Below are 16,370 nucleotides of genomic sequence, written 5' to 3'. Positions count from 1 at the left end.
TCCACCTCCTTATTGGCCCGCTTTTCTTATCCGGTACAGTGCCACATCCCCGAACAGGTTGGGGAGCCGTCGCATCAGGAGGTTGTCCCGCATGGACTGGTCGGTGACGTGCCGCTCCAGGATGTCGATGCCACGCTCGGCGCACAGGGCCTCGAAGTCGCGCACCGTGCACAGGTGGATGTTGGGGGTGTTGTACCAGGTGTGCGGCAGGGTGCGGCTCATGGGCATGCGGCCGTTGAACCCCAGGTAGAGGCGCATGCGCCAGTTGCCGAAGTTCGGGAAGGTGACGATCCCCTCGCGGCCCACCCGCAGCATTTCCTGCAGGAGTTCGTCCGGGTAGTGAACCGCCTGCAGGGTCTGGCTCATCAGGACGTAATCGAAGGCCTGGTCCTTGAAGTCCGACAGGCCCTTGTCCAGGTCCGCCTGGATGACGTTCACGCCCTTTTCCAGACAAGAGACGATCCGCTTCGGCTTGATCTCCAGCCCGTACCCGGTGACCTGCCGTTCGGCATGCAGGTGGGCGAGGAGCGTGCCGTCGCCGCAACCCAGGTCGAGGATGCGGCTGCCCGGTGCGATCCACTCGCTGATGATGGCCAGATCGGGTCTCAGTGCACTCATGCCCCCACCTCCCGGGCGATGCCCTGCATGTAGGCCCTGAAGGCCTCGGTGTAGACGGGGATCGGCATCAGAAAGGCGTCGTGCCCCTGGGTGGTCTCCACCTCCAGGTAGCTGAGCTGCTTCTGGTTGTCCTCCAGCGCCCGGACGATCTCCCGCGAGCGTTCCGGCGGGAAGCGCCAGTCACTGCTGAAGGACATCAGCAGGAAGCGGGCCCGGACGTGGGCCAGCGCCGCCGACAGGTCGTGGCCGTACTCGGCCGCGGGGTCGAAATAGTCCAGCACCTTGGTCATCAGCAGGTAGGTGTTGGCGTCGAAGCGGTCGACAAAGGAGCGACCCTGGTAGCGCAGGTAGCTCTCCACCTCGAACTCCACGTCGAAGTTGAACTTGTACCGGCCGCCGTCGGCGCGCAGGTCGCGGCCGAACTTGTCGCGCATGGCGTCATCGGACAGGTAGGTGATGTGGCCGAGCATGCGGGCCAGGGCCAGGCCGCGCCGGGGCACGGTGTTGTGTTCGTAGTAACGCCCGCCGTGGAACTCCGGGTCGGTGAGAATGGCCTGCCGGGCCACCTCGTTGAAACCGATGTTCTGGGCCGAAAGGCGCGGTGCGGCGGCGATGGCCACCACGTGACCGAGCCGGTCCGGGTAGTCCATGGCCCATTGTATGGCCTGCATACCCCCCAGGCTGCCACCCACCACGGCGGCCCACCGCTCTATGCCGAGGGCGTCGGACAGCCGCGCCTGACTGTTCACCCAGTCGCGCACCGTGACCAGCGGGAAGTCCGGCCCGTAGGGGCGGTGGGTCTCCGGGTTGATGCTGCTGGGCCCGGTGCTGCCGTGGCAGCCCCCCAGATTGTTGCAGCAGACCACGAAGAAGCGGTTGGTGTCGATGGGTTTGCCCGGCCCCACGCAGGCGTCCCACCAGCCCGGCTTGCGGTCCTCCTCGCTGTGGTACCCGGCGGCGTGGTGGCTCCCCGAGAGGGCATGGCAGATCAGGATCGCGTTGCTGCGATCGGCATTCAACTCGCCATAGGTCTCGTAGACCAGCTCATACGCCGGCAGCGAGCGGCCACAGTCCAGCGGCAGCGGCTCGTCAAAATGCAGGCTGTGTTGCTCCACAATGCCGACGGAGTCGGCGGGCAGGTGCTTAGGCATCGGCTCCCGCAGCTTGTTCTGTTATTTAAGAGAGTGTTCCGAGTCTAAAGCGGCCGGGGGGAGGGGACAACTGGTGCCCCGGCTCAGCCGGTGAGCGGGGGCACCAGGGCATGCAGCGGCGGGAAGATCAGCATGCGCAGCACCTGGATGCCGAGCAGCGCCACCAGTGGCGAGAGGTCCAGCCCGCCCAGGTCCGGCAGCATGCGCCGGATGGGGCTCAGCACCGGCTCGGACAGGCTGTGCAGGATGGCCACGCCCGGGTGGTGGCTGTGCGGGTTCACCCAGCTCATGATCACCTGGATGATGATGATCACGGTGTACAGGGTGAACAGCAGGCTCAGCACCTGGATGACCGCGCTCATCAGGGCGTACCCCACCGGCAGCACGTAGCTGCCGCCGATCAGGTAGGTGAGATAGAGCGACAGCGTCTGCAGGGCGATCATCAGCACCACTGCCGCCAGGTCCAGCCCACGGTAGCCGGGAATGACCCGGCGCAGCGGGCTCAGTGTCGGCTGGGTGACTTTAACCACCGCCTGAGAAATGGGGTTGAAAAAGTCGGCCCGCGCCCACTGCAGCAGGAAGCGCACCATCACCGCCAGGATGTAAAGCGTTATCAGCGTTTCCAGCAGGAACGTGACCGGGTTGGCAAGATAGCCGTCCATTTACTGTTCTCCCAGCATCTGGCCCAGTTCCCGGGCCCGTTGCGCCGCGGCCTTGACCGCCCGTGCCATCAATGTGCGGTACTCGCCGTCCTCCAGTAGATGCAGCGCATGCTCCGTGGTGCCGCCCGGCGAAGTGACCCGCTGGCGCAGCTGACCGGGCGACTCATCGCTTTCCAGAGCCATCTTGGCGGCACCCAGCGCGGTCTCGATGGTGAGCAGGCGGGCGGTCTCGGCGGGCAGCCCCTGTTCGCGGGCGGCCTCTTCGATGGCCTCCATAAGCAGGAAAAAGTAGGCCGGCCCGCTGCCGGAGACCGCGGTCACGGTGTCCATCTGCGTCTCGTCATCCAGCCAGACCACCAGGCCCACGGCGCGCATGAGCGATTCCGCCAGTTCCCGCTGTGGCTCGCTGACCTGGGGGTTGGCGTAGAGCGCGGTCGCCCCGGTGCCCACCAGCGAGGGGGTGTTGGGCATGGTCCGGACCACGGCGGCGCTGCCCCCGAGCCAGCGGGTGAGGTCGGGTTCGCGCACCCCGGCGGCAATGGATATATAGACCCGCCCCTTGCCGGCTTCTGCGCCGGCCAGCTGTTCGCAGACGGGCCGGATCACCTGCGGCTTCACCGCGAGGATCACCGCCTGGGCGTTCGCGGCGGCCTCCAGGTTGTCTTCGTGGACGCGCACACCGAAGCGGTTGGCCAGGTCCTCGCGCTTGCCGGCGTCCGGTTCTGCCACGCGAATGGCCTGCGGGTCGTAGCCATCGGTCAGCAGGCCACCGATCAGTGATCGGGCCATGTTGCCACCACCGATGAAGCAGAGGGTTTTCATCGTCATATTGTTCGCTCCCTAGCCTTGTGCCTGGGCGGCCCGGCGCGGGCCAAAGATGGCGGTGCCGACCCGCACGATGGTCGAGCCCTCGGCCACCGCGGCCTCCAGGTCGCCACTCATGCCCATGGATAGCGTATCCAATGCGAGCCCGGAACTCACCAGTGTCTGTTGCAGTTCCCGCAGCGCCGCCAGCGGCCGGCGCTGGGCGGAAAAGCCCTCCGCCGGCGCGGGCAGGGCCATCAGCCCGCGCAGACGCAGGCCCGGCAATTCGGCGATCTGGGTGGCCAGTTCCGCCGTCTCGGCGGGCGCCACCCCGGCCTTGCTGGCCTCGCCGCTGACGTTGACCTGGATACAGATGTTAAGCGGGGGCTTGTCGTCCGGGCGCTGCTGGGACAGCCGCCGGGCAATCTTGAGCCGGTCCACGGTGTGGCACCAGTCGAAGTGCGCGGCAACGTCCCGGGTCTTGTTGGATTGCAGCGCGCCGATGAAGTGCCACTCGGCGCCCTGCCCGGCCAGTGCCTGCTGCTTGTCCAGCGCTTCCTGCAGGTAGTTCTCGCCGAAGGCGCGCTGGCCGGCTTCGAGCGCCGCGCGCAGGGCCTCGACGGGCTGCGTCTTGCTGACGGCAAGCAGTTGCACACTGCCCGGTGCCCGCCCGTAGCGCTGTTCGGCGCTGCGCAGGCGGGCCTGCACCCGTTGCAAATTCTGGGGTATGTCCATGCGGTTGCCGGGTTCCCTGTATGGCTGTAACTTAGCGGACGTATGAGGCGGCCGCCCGGTCGTGCCGGGTCGAACAGGCCGCCGCGCCTCACTTCATGCCGACCATAGGAAGTCGCTTCGGCACGGTCCGGAGCCGTTGGGGAGCCGCCTCGGTGCGGGGCGGAATCGGCCAGCCTTCAGGAAAGGGCCTAGAACAATCATGGATATTGCAGACCTTCTCGCCTTCGCCGTCAAGAACAACGCCTCGGACCTGCATATCGCCGCCGGTTTGCCGCCAATGATACGCGTGGACGGCGATGTGCGTCGAATCAACCTGCCAGAGATGGAACACAAGCAGGTTCATTCGATGATTTACGACATCATGAACGACAAGCAGCGCAAGGATTACGAGGAGTTCCTGGAGACCGACTTCTCGTTCGAGATCCCCGGCCTGGCGCGCTTTCGTGTCAACGTGTTCAACCAGAACCGCGGTGCCGCCGCGGTGTTCCGGACCATCCCCTCGGAGGTGCTCACCCTGGATGACCTGGGGGCGCCGGAGGTCTTCAAGGACATCGCCGACAACCCGCGTGGGCTGGTACTGGTCACCGGGCCCACCGGCTCGGGCAAGTCCACCACCCTGGCGGCCATGGTGGACTACGTGAACAAGAAGGAGCACGGGCACATCCTCACCATCGAGGACCCCATCGAGTTCGTCCACGAGTCGCATAAGTGCCTGGTCAACCAGCGCGAGGTGCACCGGGATACCCTGGGGTTCAACGAGGCGCTGCGCTCGGCCCTGCGTGAAGACCCCGACATCATCCTCGTCGGGGAGATGCGCGACCTGGAGACCATCCGCCTGGCGCTCACCGCCGCGGAGACCGGCCACCTGGTGTTCGGCACCCTGCACACCAGTTCCGCGGCCAAGACCATCGACCGGATCATCGACGTCTTCCCCGCCGCCGAGAAGTCGATGGTGCGCTCCATGCTCTCCGAGTCGCTGCGCGCGGTCATCTCCCAGGCCCTGTTGAAGAAGATCGGCGGCGGGCGTATCGCCGCCCACGAGATCATGCTCGGGTCCCCGGCCATCCGTAACCTGATCCGCGAGGACAAGGTGGCGCAGATGTACTCCGCCATCCAGACCGGCCACAGTCTTGGCATGCAGACCCTGGACCAGTGCCTGCAGGAGCTGGTGGCCAAGGGGCTGGTCACCAAGCAGGATGCCCGGCCCAAGGCCGTCAACCGCGACCTGTTCAGCTAAGCGGTCCCATGCCCCGGTTGCCACCGGGCGGCCGGCAAGGTTTTGTCAATCAGAGGTAGTCCATGGATTTCAACGCCCTGCTGGAACTGATGGTCAAGAAGGGGGGGTCGGACCTGTTCATCACGACCGGGGTGCCGCCCTGCATGAAGGTGTCTGGTCAGATCATGCCGGTCTCCAAGACGCCGCTGAAGCCGGAGCAGGCGCAGCAGGTGGTGCACTCCATCATGACCCCGGCGCAGCGGGAGGAGTTCGAACAGTTCCACGAGTGCAACTTCGCCATCTCCGCCACCGGCCTGGGGCGGTTCCGTGTCAGCGCCTTCTATCAGCGCTCCACCTGCGGCATGGTGCTGCGCCGGATCGAGACCAAGATCCCCTCCGTGGAGCAGCTCAAGCTGCCGAAGATCATCGAGCAGCTGTCCATGACCAAGCGCGGACTGATCATCTTAGTCGGCGGCACCGGGACGGGTAAGTCCACCTTGCTGGCGTCGATGATCGGTTACCGCAACCAGAACGCGTCCGGCCACATCATCACCATCGAGGACCCGATCGAGTTCGTCCACCAGCACAACAAGTGCATCGTGACCCAGCGCGAGGTGGGGGTGGACACCGAGTCGTTCGATGTGGCGCTGCGCAATACCCTGCGCCAGGCGCCGGACGTGATCCTGATCGGTGAAATCCGCTCCAAGGAGACGATGGACTACGCCATCGCTTTCGCCGAGACCGGCCACCTCTGCCTGGCCACGCTGCACGCGAACAACGCCAACCAGGCCATGGACCGGATCGTCAACTTCTTCCCCTCCGACCGGCTCAAGCAGTTGTACATGGACCTGTCCTTGAACTTGAAAGCGGTTATCGCGCAGCAGTTGATCCCCACAGTGGACGGCCAGGGGCGGATGCCGGCCGTGGAGATTCTGCTCGGCACCCCCCTGGTGCAGGACAAGATCCGCAACGGCGACGTGCACGAGCTCAAGGACATCATGAAGCGGTCCAACGAGCAGGGCATGCGCACGTTTGACCAGCACCTCTACGAGCTGTACCGGAACGGCAAGATCACCTACGAAGAGGCGCTGCGCCACGCCGACTCCGCCAACGAGGTGCGGTTGATGGCCAAGCTGCACGAGAGCGGGGAGGAGCCCCAGCAGGCCCTGGACAAGAACACCGAGGGGCTGTCACTGGTGGACGAGGAGGAGGACCAGCCCAACCCGGGGGGCGCGGCTGCGCTAGGCGTGGCCCCGGGTCAGGGCAGGCGGCAATCGGCCAGCGGCAGGCTCTCCGGGACGTGATGCCGCAGTCCCTCCAGCCAGTGCCAGGGGCCGGCGGCGGCCACCGCCCAGTCGTGGCGGTCCCACGCGGGCACCGTGTGCCACCAGGCGGTGAGCAGTTCGGGCAGGTCCCCGTGGTGGCAGCCCGGTTGTTCCGCGCCGCTAATGGCCAGCCGACTGGCGATGCCGTTTTGCTCCATGATGCCGTTGCCGGCAATGGTCCCGGGCGGCATCCCCGGGATAACGAACCGTGAGGGCCGCGGCCGGAAGGGCAGTCGCTCCGCCCCGGTGCCGAGCAGCACCAGCCGTGCGCGTGCCTTGCCCAGCCGCTGGGCCAGAAACAGCGCCGCCGCCACGCCCTGATCCTGGCCCAGGATCACCAGCCGTTCGCCAGGAAGTTCACCGAAACCCTCCCCCTGAAGCCCGCTACAGCCAACGCTCTGCCCGGGGGGCGGTGCGTACCCCTCCGGTAATGCCCGGGCGTCCAGCAGGCCGGCCAGCCAGCCCCCCTCGGGGCTGGCCTCCACCAGCCAGAGCGGGTGCGAGCCCTGGGGCAGGTGCAGGTGCACGTAGTGCCCGGGGGCGGCACGGGCCAGTTCGGGCACGGCCAGCCGGATCAGCAGCTGGCCGTCGGGCAGCCCGGCAACGCTCAGCACCCGGCCCTGATAGCGCGCTTCAGCGTCCCTGGTCATACACCAGTTGCCCGTCCACCACGGTGGTGTGGGTTCGGCCGGTGAACTCCCAGCCGGTGAAGGGGCTGTTTTCGCCGCGGCTGTGCATGGCGTCGGGGCCGAACCACCAGACCGCGTCCGGATCGAACAGGCAGATGTCCGCGGGGGCGCCCTCGGTCAGCTGGCCCGCCGGCAGGTCCAGCGCCCGGGCCGGGCCGATGGTGACCGGTGCCAGGGCGCGGGTCAGCGGCAGGTTCAGTTCGTCGGCCAGCCGCAGGATCAGGGCCAGCAGGCTGTCCAGTCCCGAGATGCCGGGCTCGCTCTCGGCGAAGGGACAGTTCTTGGCATCCGGCTCGTGAGGGCGGTGGTCCGAGCAGATCACGCTCAGGTCGCCGGCGGTCAGCGCCCGGCGCAGGGCGTCGCGATCGCCGGTGCTGCGCAGCGGCGGCCGCACGTGCGCCTGGCTCTGGTAGCCGTAGATGTCCATTTCGGTGAGGAACAGCTGGTGGATGGCCGCGTCCGCGCTCACCGGCTGCCCGCCGCGTTTCGCGGCAATCACCTGTTCCAGGCCGCGGCGGCTGGAGAGCCGGCCAAAGTGGACCCGGGCGCCGATCTCCTCGGCCAATGCCAGCATGCGGCCCAGGGCCGCTGTTTCGGCGGCCACCGGCACGCCGGGCAAACCCATGCGGGTGGCCAGTTGCCCCTCGTGAGCCAGGCCATCGGCCAGCACCGGCTCTTCCGGCGTGAGGTGTACCGGGAGGTTGAAGGTGGCGGCGTATTCCAGTGCGCGGCGCAGGACCAGGCTGTCGGTGACCGGGTGGCCGCCGTCGGACAGTCCCGGGCAGCCGGCCTCGTGCAGGGCCACCATCTCGCTGAGCTGTTCCCCGGTCAGGCCGCGGGTCAGGGCGCCCAGGGGCAGAACCCGTGCGCCCCGGGCAGCGTGCGAGCGGTTGCGGATCAGCTCCACCACGGACGGAGTGTCGGTGACCGGCGTCGTGTCCGGCGGGCAGATCAGCGTGGTGATGCCCCCCGCGGCGGCGGCGCGGGCCTCGCTGGCGATATTGGCCTTGCGGGTCTGGCCGGGTTCGCGGGTGCGCGCGGCCAGGTCGATAAGCCCCGGGCAGGCCACCAGTCCGTCGGCGGCATAGATCCGCTCCGGCTGGAAATCGACGGGGGGCTTGCCCAGGGCGGCAATGCAGCCGTCGGCGATATGCAGATCCAGGACCTCATCGCGGCCGCTGGCCGGGTCCACGACCCGGGCGCCGGTGATACTCCAAGCCGTCATGCATCCTCCCCGCTGCCGGGGCGGCCGAGCAGCATCGACATCAGTGCCATGCGCACGGCGACCCCGTTAGTGACCTGTTGCAGGATGACCGAGCGCGGGCCGTCCGCCACCGCCGAGTTCATCTCCACGCCGCGGTTGATCGGGCCCGGGTGCATGATGATCGCCTCCGGGTGGGCCACGGCCAGTTTCTCCTCGGTGAGCCCGTAGAGCCGGAAATACTCCCCCTCGCTGGGCAGCAGCGCGCCGGTCATGCGTTCGCGCTGCAGGCGCAGCATCATCACCACATCCACGTCGCGCAGGCCGGACTGCATGTCGTGGAAGACCCGCACGCCCAGTGTCTCCACGTCCCGCGGCAGCAGGGTGCGCGGTGCGATCACCCGCACCTCGCCGGCGCCCAGGCCGTTCAGGGCGTGAATTTGTGAGCGGGCCACCCGGGAGTGCAGGATGTCGCCGACGATTGCCACCCGCAGCGGCTCGAAGCTGCCCTTGTGCTGGCGGATGGTGAACATGTCCAGCATGGCCTGGGTGGGGTGGGCGTGGCGGCCGTCGCCGGCGTTGAGTACGCTGATGCCAGGCTGGGCGTGGCGGGCGATGAACTCCGCCGTGCCGCTGTCCGCGTGACGCACCACGAAGGCATCACACTGCATGGCCTCCAGGTTGCGCAGCATGTCCAGCAGGCTCTCGCCCTTGGACTGGGACGAGACGGCCACGTTGATGTTGAGCACGTCCGCCGACAGCCGGGTGGCCGCCAACTCGAAGGTGGTACGGGTGCGGGTGCTGGGCTCGAAGAACAGGTTGATGACCGTGCGCCCGCGGAGCAGCGGGACCTTCTTGACCGATTTGCCGATCACCCCGGTGAAGCTCTCGGCGGTGTCCAGGATTTGCTCCAGCAGGGGGCGGGGCAGGCCCTCGGTGGTCAGGAAGTGGCGCAACCGACCCTGGTTGTCCAGCTGTACGTTCATGCCGTGTCCTGAATGATGAAGTGCAGGGGTTCCGGGCCACGCAGTTTGATCCGCCGGTGCGACGGCAGGCTCAGCCGGGTGCCGGCCACGTCAGCGGCGAAGGGCAGTTCGCGCCCGCCTCGGTCCACCAGCACGACCAGCAACACCGCGGCGGGGCGGCCGTAGTCGAAGATCTCGTTCAGCGCGGCGCGCACCGTGCGCCCGGTGTGCAGCACGTCATCCACCAGCACGATGACGCGGTCGTCCACGTCAAAGGGCAGGTTGGAGGGCCGCACCTGCGGGTTCATGCCGGCCTGGCTGAAGTCATCGCGGTAGAAAGCGATATCCAGCGTACCCAGAGGGATTTCCGTCTCGAGGCTCTGGTGCAGGGCCTCGGCAACCCAGGCGCCGCCGGTATGGATGCCCACCAGTCCCACTTCGTTCAGCGGGATGTCGCGATCCGCCAGCAACCGGGTGAGGTCTTGCCGGACCTGCTGGATCAAGGGCGTGACTTCGGGTGTGTTCATATGCACCCCTGTTGGTTGAACCAGGTTTCCAGGATGACCCGTGCCGCTTCGCTGTCCAGCGCGCCCGGCTGACGGGCGCCGCGGCCGCCCCGTTCCGCGAGGCGTGCCTCTGCCTCGTGGGAGGAGAGCCGTTCGTCCACCAGCTCGACGCGCAGCCCGTGCCGGCCATGCAGGCGTTGGGCGAACTTCCGCGCGGCGCGGGTGCTGTGGGAGTCACTGCCGTCGGCGTGCAGGGGCAGGCCGACCACCAGTCCTGCGGGGCGCCATTCGTCGAGCAGCCGGGCGACCCTTTCCCAGTCCGGCTGTCCGTCGCGGGCGGCGAGGGTGCACAGCGCGCGGCCGGTGCCGGTGAGGGCCTCGCCCACCGCGACCCCGATGCGCCGGCCGCCGTGGTCAAAAGCCAGCCAGGTGCCGGTGACCGGCTCAGGCATGCCCGCTTTGCCCGGACAGGCAGTTGATGTCCACCCCCAGTTGCGCCGCCGCGGCCTGCCAGCGCTCCTGCACCGGGGCGTCGAACAGGATGCCGGTATCGGCGGGGACGGTGAGCCAGGCGTTGCCGGCCATCTCCTCCTCGAGCTGGCCGGCGCCCCAGCCGGCGTATCCGAGGGCCATCAGGAAGCGGCTCGGGCCGCGGTTGTGCGCCAGGGCGGTAATGATATCCCGCGAGGTGGTGATGCTGATCTCGGGGGAGACCTGCGCGGATCCCTCCCAGTCGCCCCCGGCGGGATGCAACACGAAGCCGCGCTCGCGCTGGACCGGCCCGCCCATGAAGACCGGGGTGTCCAGCGGCGCCTCGGGGCCGGGTTCGATGTCCATGTGTTCGAACAGGTCCCGCAACTTGAGGTCGGAGGGGTGGTTAATCACCAGCCCCATGGCGCCCTCCGGGCCGTGCTCACAGATGTAGATCACGGCGTGGGTGAAGTTCGGGTCCGCCAGGCTGGGCATCGCAATCGCGAATTGATTGGTCAGCCAGACCTCATTGTCGTTCGTCTCGCTCATGCGCTTAGTATCCCTGTCCCGTGTCCGGGGGACAAGGTCGCAAAGGCCGGCTCAACGCGCCGAGAGGTCATCTCCGAGAAACTCCCAGGTGCGCGTGATGACCAGCTGGTCATTGCCCTGCAGGACCTCTTCCGGTACCCGGGCATAGGGGGCGGCCATCTGGACGATGCGCACCGCCGCCTCATCCAGCAGCCGGTGGCGCGACGGGGTCAGGATGCGCACGTCCGCCACCTGGCCGTCCGGCTCCAGGGTGACCTGCAGCACCAACCGTCCGGAGAGCCCCCGTCGACGCGCCTCGTTGGGGTAGTTGCGGTTGCCCACGTCCTCCACCTTGGCCACCCACTGGCGCATGTACTCGGCGGCCGAGTGGCTGCGGGTGCTGGAGCTGATGAAGGCCCGGGTGGGGCCTTGCGCCTGGGGGTTGGCTTCGTCCGGAGTCGGCTCGCTCAGCGCGGCGCGCCGCCCCGCGGCCAGGTCCAGGGTCTGGCTTGGCTCCGGCTCCCGTTCGGCGTCGTCGGTTTCCGGCACGGTCCGCTCGGCCTGTTCGGCCAGCAGTTCCGGCTCCGGTGAGGGGGATTCGGCCGGGGTGTCCGGCTCCGGTTCCGGTTCCGGGGGTGTGGTCTCCGGGGTCTCCTGGGGCGCGGGCTCCTCGGGGACGAAGGGTTCAGGCGCCTCGGCCTCGCCACCCCCCTCCTGGTCGGTCTCCGCCAGGAAGTCGTAGGTCTCAGGTTCGTCCATGTCGAACCGGCTGAGGGTCACGTCGATCAGCGGCGCCTGTTCGCTGCGCTCCGGTTCCGGCAGGGAGAAACCGAGGCCGAAGATCACGGCAACGTGCAGCAAAGTTGCCAGCACCACCGCCGCGAGCAGGCGCCCGTGGTCGGTCCCGGTCCAGGCCGGGAGCCGGAAGGCAGGAGGCTCCGGGCTTTGGGATTGCGCTGGCGGTGGACTCATGTTGCCTCGTGGCCGTCCCGGGCCGGTTGGCTTCCAAGTTCGCGGATCATTGCTTGGGCCATTATACCGTTGAGCACACCGAACACGATGGCCGCGGTCATCAAAGGGGGTAACAGTAGCCAGAGCCCCGGGTGGGGGATGAACAGCCACCAGGCCGCGGTGAACTGGGCGCCCATGTGAGCCAGGGCGGCCAGCAGGCTGTACCCCACCGGGCCGGTGCCGGGCAGGGCGCGGGCCAGGGCCAGCCCGCCCAGCGCCCCCAGACCGCCGGCCAGGCTCAGGAAGAAGGTGGGTGAGAGCAGGGTGCCCACCAGGATGCCGCCCGCAACGATCCGCAGCACCGTGATCCAGGCGGCCACCCGCCAGCCGTACAGCCAGCAGGCGGTGACGGTGATGATGTTGGCCAGGCCCGGTTTGACGCCCGGGAGCGGGCTGGGCAGCGCGGCTTCCGCCACGTGGATCGCCAGCGCCAGCGCGGCCAGGGTGGCGATGCGCAGGTCGTCGCGGTCGCTTTGCAGGGGGCGGTAGCGGGGTGCGGCCATGTTAATAGTGAATGCTGTCGTAGCGCGGGTCGGCGCCGATGATCTCTACCGTGACCCGGTTGGGCAGGCAGAGCGCCTGGTCGCCCGGGGTGTCGAGCCGGCCGGCACGCACGCAGATCTGGCGCGGGCCCGGGTCGGCGATCACGCGGGCGCCGCCCTCAGCGATCTCGACCACCGTGGTGCCCAGCGGGCCGGGCACCTCCACCCGTCGCGGCTGATCGAGCGGGTACCGGGCATACTCCTCCTCGCCGGCCCAGATCCGCACGGCCTCCGCCTCGCCGCCCCGCTCGCCCCACAGCCAGGGGTAGAGGGCGGCAACCCCGGCCACGGCAGTTATCAGCAGCAGCCGGTCGGTCCAGGTCACGGGTCTGGCCAGCGCTGTACGCCGGCCTCCGGGTCCTGCTCCACCTGCAGTAGCGCCGCCATGGAGTCGGTGAGGTGGATGCGACCGTCCGGCTCGACCAGCATGACCCGGGTGACGCCCAGTCGCCGTGCCATCGCCGGCCAGTCCTCCGGGCCGGCCAGCATGAGGGCCGTGCTGGCGGCGTCGGCCCGGACCGGGTCGTCGTGGACCACGGTGGCGGCACTGAGGCCCTGCGCCGGGCGCCCTGTCCGGGGGTCGAGGATGTGGTGGTAGCGCTCACCTTCGTGCTCGAAGTCCCGCTCGTAATCACCGGAGGTAAACACCGCCGTCCCGCTGCCGATCTCCAGGGAGGCGATGATGCCCTCCTGGTGGGGGTGGCGGATGCCGATCCGCCAGCGGCGGTCCCGCGGCTGGCCCAGGGTGACCAGGTCGCCGCCGACATTGACCACGGCGCGGCTGATGCCCTGTTCCCGCAGGTGCTCAATGGCCTTGCCGATGCTATGGCCCTTGGCGTACCCGCCGAGGTTGAGCTGTAACTGGCGGTTGTCACTGGCCAGGCGGCCGTCTTCCTGGCGCAGGGCGGCGAGGGTGGGGCGGTCCGCCAGCCAGTCCTCGAGGGTCGTCTCCTCGGGGACGCGGCCCTCGCTGCCGTCGCCCTCGAACCCCCAGAGCCGGATCAGCTTGCCGATGGCGGGGCTGAACAGCCCGCCGGTGAGCGATTCCAGCTCCCGGCCCTCGGCCAGCAAATCGAGCAATTCGTCACTGGCGGGCGGGCCGGACTCCCCGGCGGCCAGCGCCCGGTTGATGCGCCCGAGTTCGCCGTCGCCGGCCGGATGCCAGCGCGCCTGGTAGTCCTCCAGCAGGCGACGGACGCGGTCGGCCGCCTCGCTGGCCGTGCGCTCCGGCTGGCCCAGGATGCTCACCTCGACCAGCGTGCCCATGGCGTAAAAACGCTCCCGGTGTTGCGGCTCCTCGCTGCTGCAGGCAGTCAGCAGGAGCAGGGCGAGCAGCAGGGCCAGCGAGCGCATCGGCGGGGTCAATGTCATAGGCGGCTTTCGATGACATCCATCAGGCGCGCGGCAATGCGGGTGTCGTAGATCTCATCCAGCTCGCGCACGCAGGTGGGGCTGGTCACGTTGATCTCCGTGAGGTAATCACCGATCACGTCCAGGCCCACGAAATCCAGCCCGCGGCGGCGCAACTCCGGGGCCACCTGCTCGCAGATCCAGCGGTCCCGGTCAGTCAGGTCGACCCCCACGCCCTTGCCGCCGGCCGCCAGGTTGCCCCGGGTCTCGCCCTCGGCCGGAATACGTGCCAGTGCCCACGGCAGTGGTTCACCGCCAATCATAAGGATGCGCTTGTCGCCCGACTTGATCTCCGGCAAGTAGCGCTGGGCCATGATCTGGATGCTGCCCTGCCGGGTCAGGGTCTCCAGGATGACGCTGGTGTTCGGGTCGCCGGCGCGCACCACGAAAATCGAGGCGCCGCCCATGGCGTCCAGCGGCTTGAGTACCGTATGCCCGTGTTCGGCGATGAAGGCGCGCAGTTGGTGCGCATCGGCGCTGACCAGCGTGGGCGCGCAGCACTGCGGGAACTGGGCGGTAAACAGCTTCTCGTTGCAGTCCCGCAGGGCCTGCGGGCGGTTGACCACCTGCACGCCTTGGAGCTCCGCCAGCTCCAGCACGTGGGTGGCGTAGACGTACTCGGTGTCCACCGGCGGGTCGCTGCGCATCAGCACCGCGTCCAGCTCCGACAGCGGGGCCCAGTCCGCCTCCCCGAGGTCGAACCAGTCTGCGTTGTCGTCGCGGACGGTCAGCGGGCGGCTGCGCCCCAGGGGCTGGCCGTCGCGGAGGGCCAGGTCGCCGGTTTCCAGGTAGTGCAGTGCCCAGCCGCGGCGACTGGCCTCCAGCAACAGGGCCAGGGTGGTGTCTTTCCAGGGTTTGATCGCGTGGATGGGGTCCATGACCACGCCCAGTCTTACGCTCATGCAGGCTCCCTCGCGCTAGTGGCGGTGCCATTTTCAAAGTGTTCCGACTCGCGCATGATACCGCGTGTGGCCGGCGGTGTACGGGAGTACCCACCCTGACACAAGGTAGTATTGGGCTGGAGACCTATGGTAAATACGTCGACAGGGATTTTCTTGCGACCCAATTTTCGTGACCCGGGTCGTGACGCAACGATTTCTGCCATGTCATCACGGGGGAGCGGGTGGATAGCGAAGCGCCAGCACAGGGAGTAACGGGCCTCAAGGTGATGGTCATTGACGACAGCAAGACCATCCGGCGCACGGCCGAGACGCTCCTGAAAAAAGAGGGCTGCGAGGTCATCACGGCCACGGACGGGTTCGAGGCCCTGGCCAAGATCGCCGATCACCGGCCGGATATCATCTTCATCGACATCATGATGCCCCGCCTGGACGGCTACCAGACCTGCGCCCTGATCAAGAACAACGCCGCTTTCCGCAACACACCGGTCATCATGCTCTCCAGCAAGGATAGCCTGTTCGACCGGGCGCGGGGGCGCATTGTCGGTTCCGAGCAGTACCTCACCAAACCGTTTACCCGGGGCGAATTGCTGGATGCGATCCGGCGGCATCTGGGGCAGGCGGTATAAGCGCTGCGTTGCCTGCCGCTCGGCGGCCGGGGACGCGACACAATCAAGGATAGTATCTAAGGAAGGGGAGTTCTCGCCATGGCGCGCATCCTGGTGATTGATGATTCACCCACTGATCTTCACGCCATCAAGGCCATCCTAGAGCCGGAGGGGCATCAGCTCATTGAGGCCGCTGATGGTGAGCAGGGCATAGAGAAGGCCCGCGGCAGCCGACCGGACCTCATCCTGATGGATATCGTGATGCCCGGCATGAACGGCTTCCAGGCTACCCGCCGACTCAACCGCGACGCCGATACCGCCTCCATCCCGGTCATCATGGTCAGCAGCAAGGATCAGGCCACCGACCGGATCTGGGCGAAGCGCCAGGGCGCGGTCGATTACATTGCCAAGCCGGTGGAGAAAGAGGAACTCCTCGAGAAAATCCGCGCGGCGCTGGGTGGTTGACCAACGTGCTGGCGCTCAAGCAACAGGCATCGGCGTTCGAGGCCCTGCGGGCCCTGGACCGCATGGGCCGGGCCCATCCGCTGGACCTCACCGTGGAGGAGGCCGGCGAGGCGGGCTGGTACGGCGTCGGTGTGCGCTTTGCCGGCCGTCACTTCCTGGTGCCCATGCACGAAGTGGCAGAGGTGATGCCCTGCCCGCCGTTGACCCCGGTGCCGCACACGCTGGACTGGGTGAAGGGGGTCGCCAATGTCCGCGGCATGCTCATCCCCATCATCGACCTGGAAGGCTTTTTCGAACTGGGGCCGGTCAACATGTCGCATCTGACGCGCATTCTCATCATGCGTTCGGGCGAGGTGGTGGCCGGCCTGCTTGTGGACGAGGTGCTGGGCCTGCGTCCCTGTGATCGCGAAACCTGGCTGGCGCAAGTGCCGGGGGGGCTCAAGCCTGAATTGGCGCGCTGTGTATCCGGGGTGTTCCGGCGGGAGGACGGCGACTGGCCGGTCTTCCGCCCCACCCGGCTGGCACAGAATACCCGTTTCATGCGGGTGGCGGCCTGAGGGCGGG

Annotated in this window: 21 protein-coding genes; 5 read left to right on the top strand and 16 right to left on the bottom strand. The window is 68.0% G+C overall.

Going from position 1 to position 16,370, the window contains the following annotated elements; all coding sequences use genetic code 11:
* Positions 1-9: 9 nt before the first annotated feature.
* The 5 genes from metW to DFR31_RS06655 form a co-directional block, all read right to left on the bottom strand.
* Positions 10-618, bottom strand: a complete 609-nt coding sequence (gene metW, locus DFR31_RS06675; protein ID WP_121441825.1) for a methionine biosynthesis protein MetW — start codon at positions 616-618, stop codon at positions 10-12.
* Positions 615-1,769 carry a homoserine O-succinyltransferase MetX gene (gene metX / locus DFR31_RS06670; protein ID WP_121441824.1) on the bottom strand — a complete coding sequence of 385 codons (1,155 nt, stop codon included), beginning with the start codon at positions 1,767-1,769 and terminating at the stop codon, positions 615-617. Before metX ends, metW begins: the two co-directional genes overlap by 4 nt.
* Before the next feature lie 83 nt (positions 1,770-1,852).
* The gene (locus tag DFR31_RS06665) at positions 1,853-2,431 is read right to left on the bottom strand and encodes a YggT family protein (protein ID WP_121441823.1); all 579 of its coding nucleotides are present in this window, start codon (positions 2,429-2,431) and stop codon (positions 1,853-1,855) included.
* Positions 2,432-3,259 (bottom strand): pyrroline-5-carboxylate reductase, encoded by an 828-nt coding sequence (proC, locus tag DFR31_RS06660; RefSeq protein ID WP_121441822.1) that lies wholly within the window; start codon positions 3,257-3,259, stop codon positions 2,432-2,434.
* A gap of 12 nt (positions 3,260-3,271) precedes the next feature.
* The gene (locus tag DFR31_RS06655; RefSeq protein ID WP_121441821.1) at positions 3,272-3,970 is read right to left on the bottom strand and encodes a YggS family pyridoxal phosphate-dependent enzyme; all 699 of its coding nucleotides are present in this window, start codon (positions 3,968-3,970) and stop codon (positions 3,272-3,274) included.
* Positions 3,971-4,169: 199 nt separating this feature from the next.
* On the opposite strand from DFR31_RS06655, the gene DFR31_RS06650 reads away from it, so the two are divergent.
* On the top strand, positions 4,170-5,207 hold the full coding sequence (locus DFR31_RS06650; protein ID WP_121441820.1) for a type IV pilus twitching motility protein PilT: 1,038 nt from the start codon (positions 4,170-4,172) through the stop codon (positions 5,205-5,207).
* Between the two features lie 62 nt (positions 5,208-5,269).
* A complete protein-coding gene (locus DFR31_RS06645; protein ID WP_281273346.1) occupies positions 5,270-6,490 on the top strand; it encodes a PilT/PilU family type 4a pilus ATPase in 1,221 nt (406 codons plus the stop codon).
* Here DFR31_RS06645 and DFR31_RS06640 read toward each other — a convergent pair.
* From DFR31_RS06640 to gshB, 11 genes are read right to left on the bottom strand one after another with little or no spacing between them, the layout of a single operon-like run.
* A complete protein-coding gene (locus DFR31_RS06640; RefSeq protein ID WP_121441819.1) occupies positions 6,445-7,161 on the bottom strand; it encodes a ferredoxin reductase domain-containing protein in 717 nt (238 codons plus the stop codon). The genes DFR31_RS06645 and DFR31_RS06640 overlap by 46 nt on opposite strands.
* The gene (locus DFR31_RS06635; protein ID WP_121441818.1) at positions 7,145-8,425 is read right to left on the bottom strand and encodes a dihydroorotase; all 1,281 of its coding nucleotides are present in this window, start codon (positions 8,423-8,425) and stop codon (positions 7,145-7,147) included. Before DFR31_RS06635 ends, DFR31_RS06640 begins: the two co-directional genes overlap by 17 nt.
* Positions 8,422-9,387 (bottom strand): aspartate carbamoyltransferase catalytic subunit, encoded by a 966-nt coding sequence (locus DFR31_RS06630; RefSeq protein WP_121441817.1) that lies wholly within the window; start codon positions 9,385-9,387, stop codon positions 8,422-8,424. Before DFR31_RS06630 ends, DFR31_RS06635 begins: the two co-directional genes overlap by 4 nt.
* Positions 9,384-9,893: a bifunctional pyr operon transcriptional regulator/uracil phosphoribosyltransferase PyrR gene (gene pyrR, locus DFR31_RS06625; RefSeq protein ID WP_121441816.1), complete on the bottom strand. Its 510-nt coding sequence runs from the start codon at positions 9,891-9,893 to the stop codon at positions 9,384-9,386. The genes DFR31_RS06630 and pyrR overlap by 4 nt, the downstream gene beginning before the upstream one ends.
* A complete protein-coding gene (gene ruvX, locus DFR31_RS06620) occupies positions 9,890-10,324 on the bottom strand; it encodes a Holliday junction resolvase RuvX (protein WP_121441815.1) in 435 nt (144 codons plus the stop codon). The genes pyrR and ruvX overlap by 4 nt, the downstream gene beginning before the upstream one ends.
* Entirely contained in the window at positions 10,317-10,892 is a 576-nt protein-coding gene (locus tag DFR31_RS06615; protein ID WP_121441814.1) for a YqgE/AlgH family protein, read from the bottom strand. Before DFR31_RS06615 ends, ruvX begins: the two co-directional genes overlap by 8 nt.
* A gap of 51 nt (positions 10,893-10,943) precedes the next feature.
* A complete protein-coding gene (locus DFR31_RS06610; RefSeq protein WP_147436950.1) occupies positions 10,944-11,843 on the bottom strand; it encodes an energy transducer TonB in 900 nt (299 codons plus the stop codon).
* The gene (locus DFR31_RS06605; protein ID WP_121441812.1) at positions 11,840-12,385 is read right to left on the bottom strand and encodes a Gx transporter family protein; all 546 of its coding nucleotides are present in this window, start codon (positions 12,383-12,385) and stop codon (positions 11,840-11,842) included. Before DFR31_RS06605 ends, DFR31_RS06610 begins: the two co-directional genes overlap by 4 nt.
* A gap of 1 nt (position 12,386) precedes the next feature.
* Positions 12,387-12,749, bottom strand: coding sequence for a NusG domain II-containing protein (locus DFR31_RS06600; RefSeq protein ID WP_170153615.1), 363 nt, complete (start codon positions 12,747-12,749; stop codon positions 12,387-12,389).
* Positions 12,746-13,795 carry an FAD:protein FMN transferase gene (locus DFR31_RS06595; RefSeq protein ID WP_121441810.1) on the bottom strand — a complete coding sequence of 350 codons (1,050 nt, stop codon included), beginning with the start codon at positions 13,793-13,795 and terminating at the stop codon, positions 12,746-12,748. The genes DFR31_RS06600 and DFR31_RS06595 overlap by 4 nt, the downstream gene beginning before the upstream one ends.
* On the bottom strand, positions 13,792-14,736 hold the full coding sequence (gene gshB / locus DFR31_RS06590; protein WP_121441809.1) for a glutathione synthase: 945 nt from the start codon (positions 14,734-14,736) through the stop codon (positions 13,792-13,794). Before gshB ends, DFR31_RS06595 begins: the two co-directional genes overlap by 4 nt.
* A gap of 266 nt (positions 14,737-15,002) precedes the next feature.
* Between gshB and DFR31_RS06585 the strand changes: the two genes are divergently transcribed.
* From DFR31_RS06585 to DFR31_RS06575, 3 genes are all read left to right on the top strand, one after another.
* The gene (locus DFR31_RS06585) at positions 15,003-15,362 is read left to right on the top strand and encodes a response regulator (RefSeq protein WP_121441808.1); all 360 of its coding nucleotides are present in this window, start codon (positions 15,003-15,005) and stop codon (positions 15,360-15,362) included.
* 78 nt (positions 15,363-15,440) lie between these two features.
* A complete protein-coding gene (locus DFR31_RS06580; RefSeq protein ID WP_121441807.1) occupies positions 15,441-15,806 on the top strand; it encodes a response regulator in 366 nt (121 codons plus the stop codon).
* Positions 15,807-15,811: 5 nt separating this feature from the next.
* The gene (locus DFR31_RS06575) at positions 15,812-16,363 is read left to right on the top strand and encodes a chemotaxis protein CheW (RefSeq protein ID WP_245971127.1); all 552 of its coding nucleotides are present in this window, start codon (positions 15,812-15,814) and stop codon (positions 16,361-16,363) included.
* Positions 16,364-16,370: the final 7 nt, after the last annotated feature.

This window comes from Alkalispirillum mobile, assembly GCF_003664325.1.
In the GTDB taxonomy this organism is placed as follows: Bacteria; Pseudomonadota; Gammaproteobacteria; order Nitrococcales; family Halorhodospiraceae; genus Alkalilimnicola; species Alkalilimnicola mobilis.
This window is presented reverse-complemented; position numbering and strand designations above follow the sequence as displayed.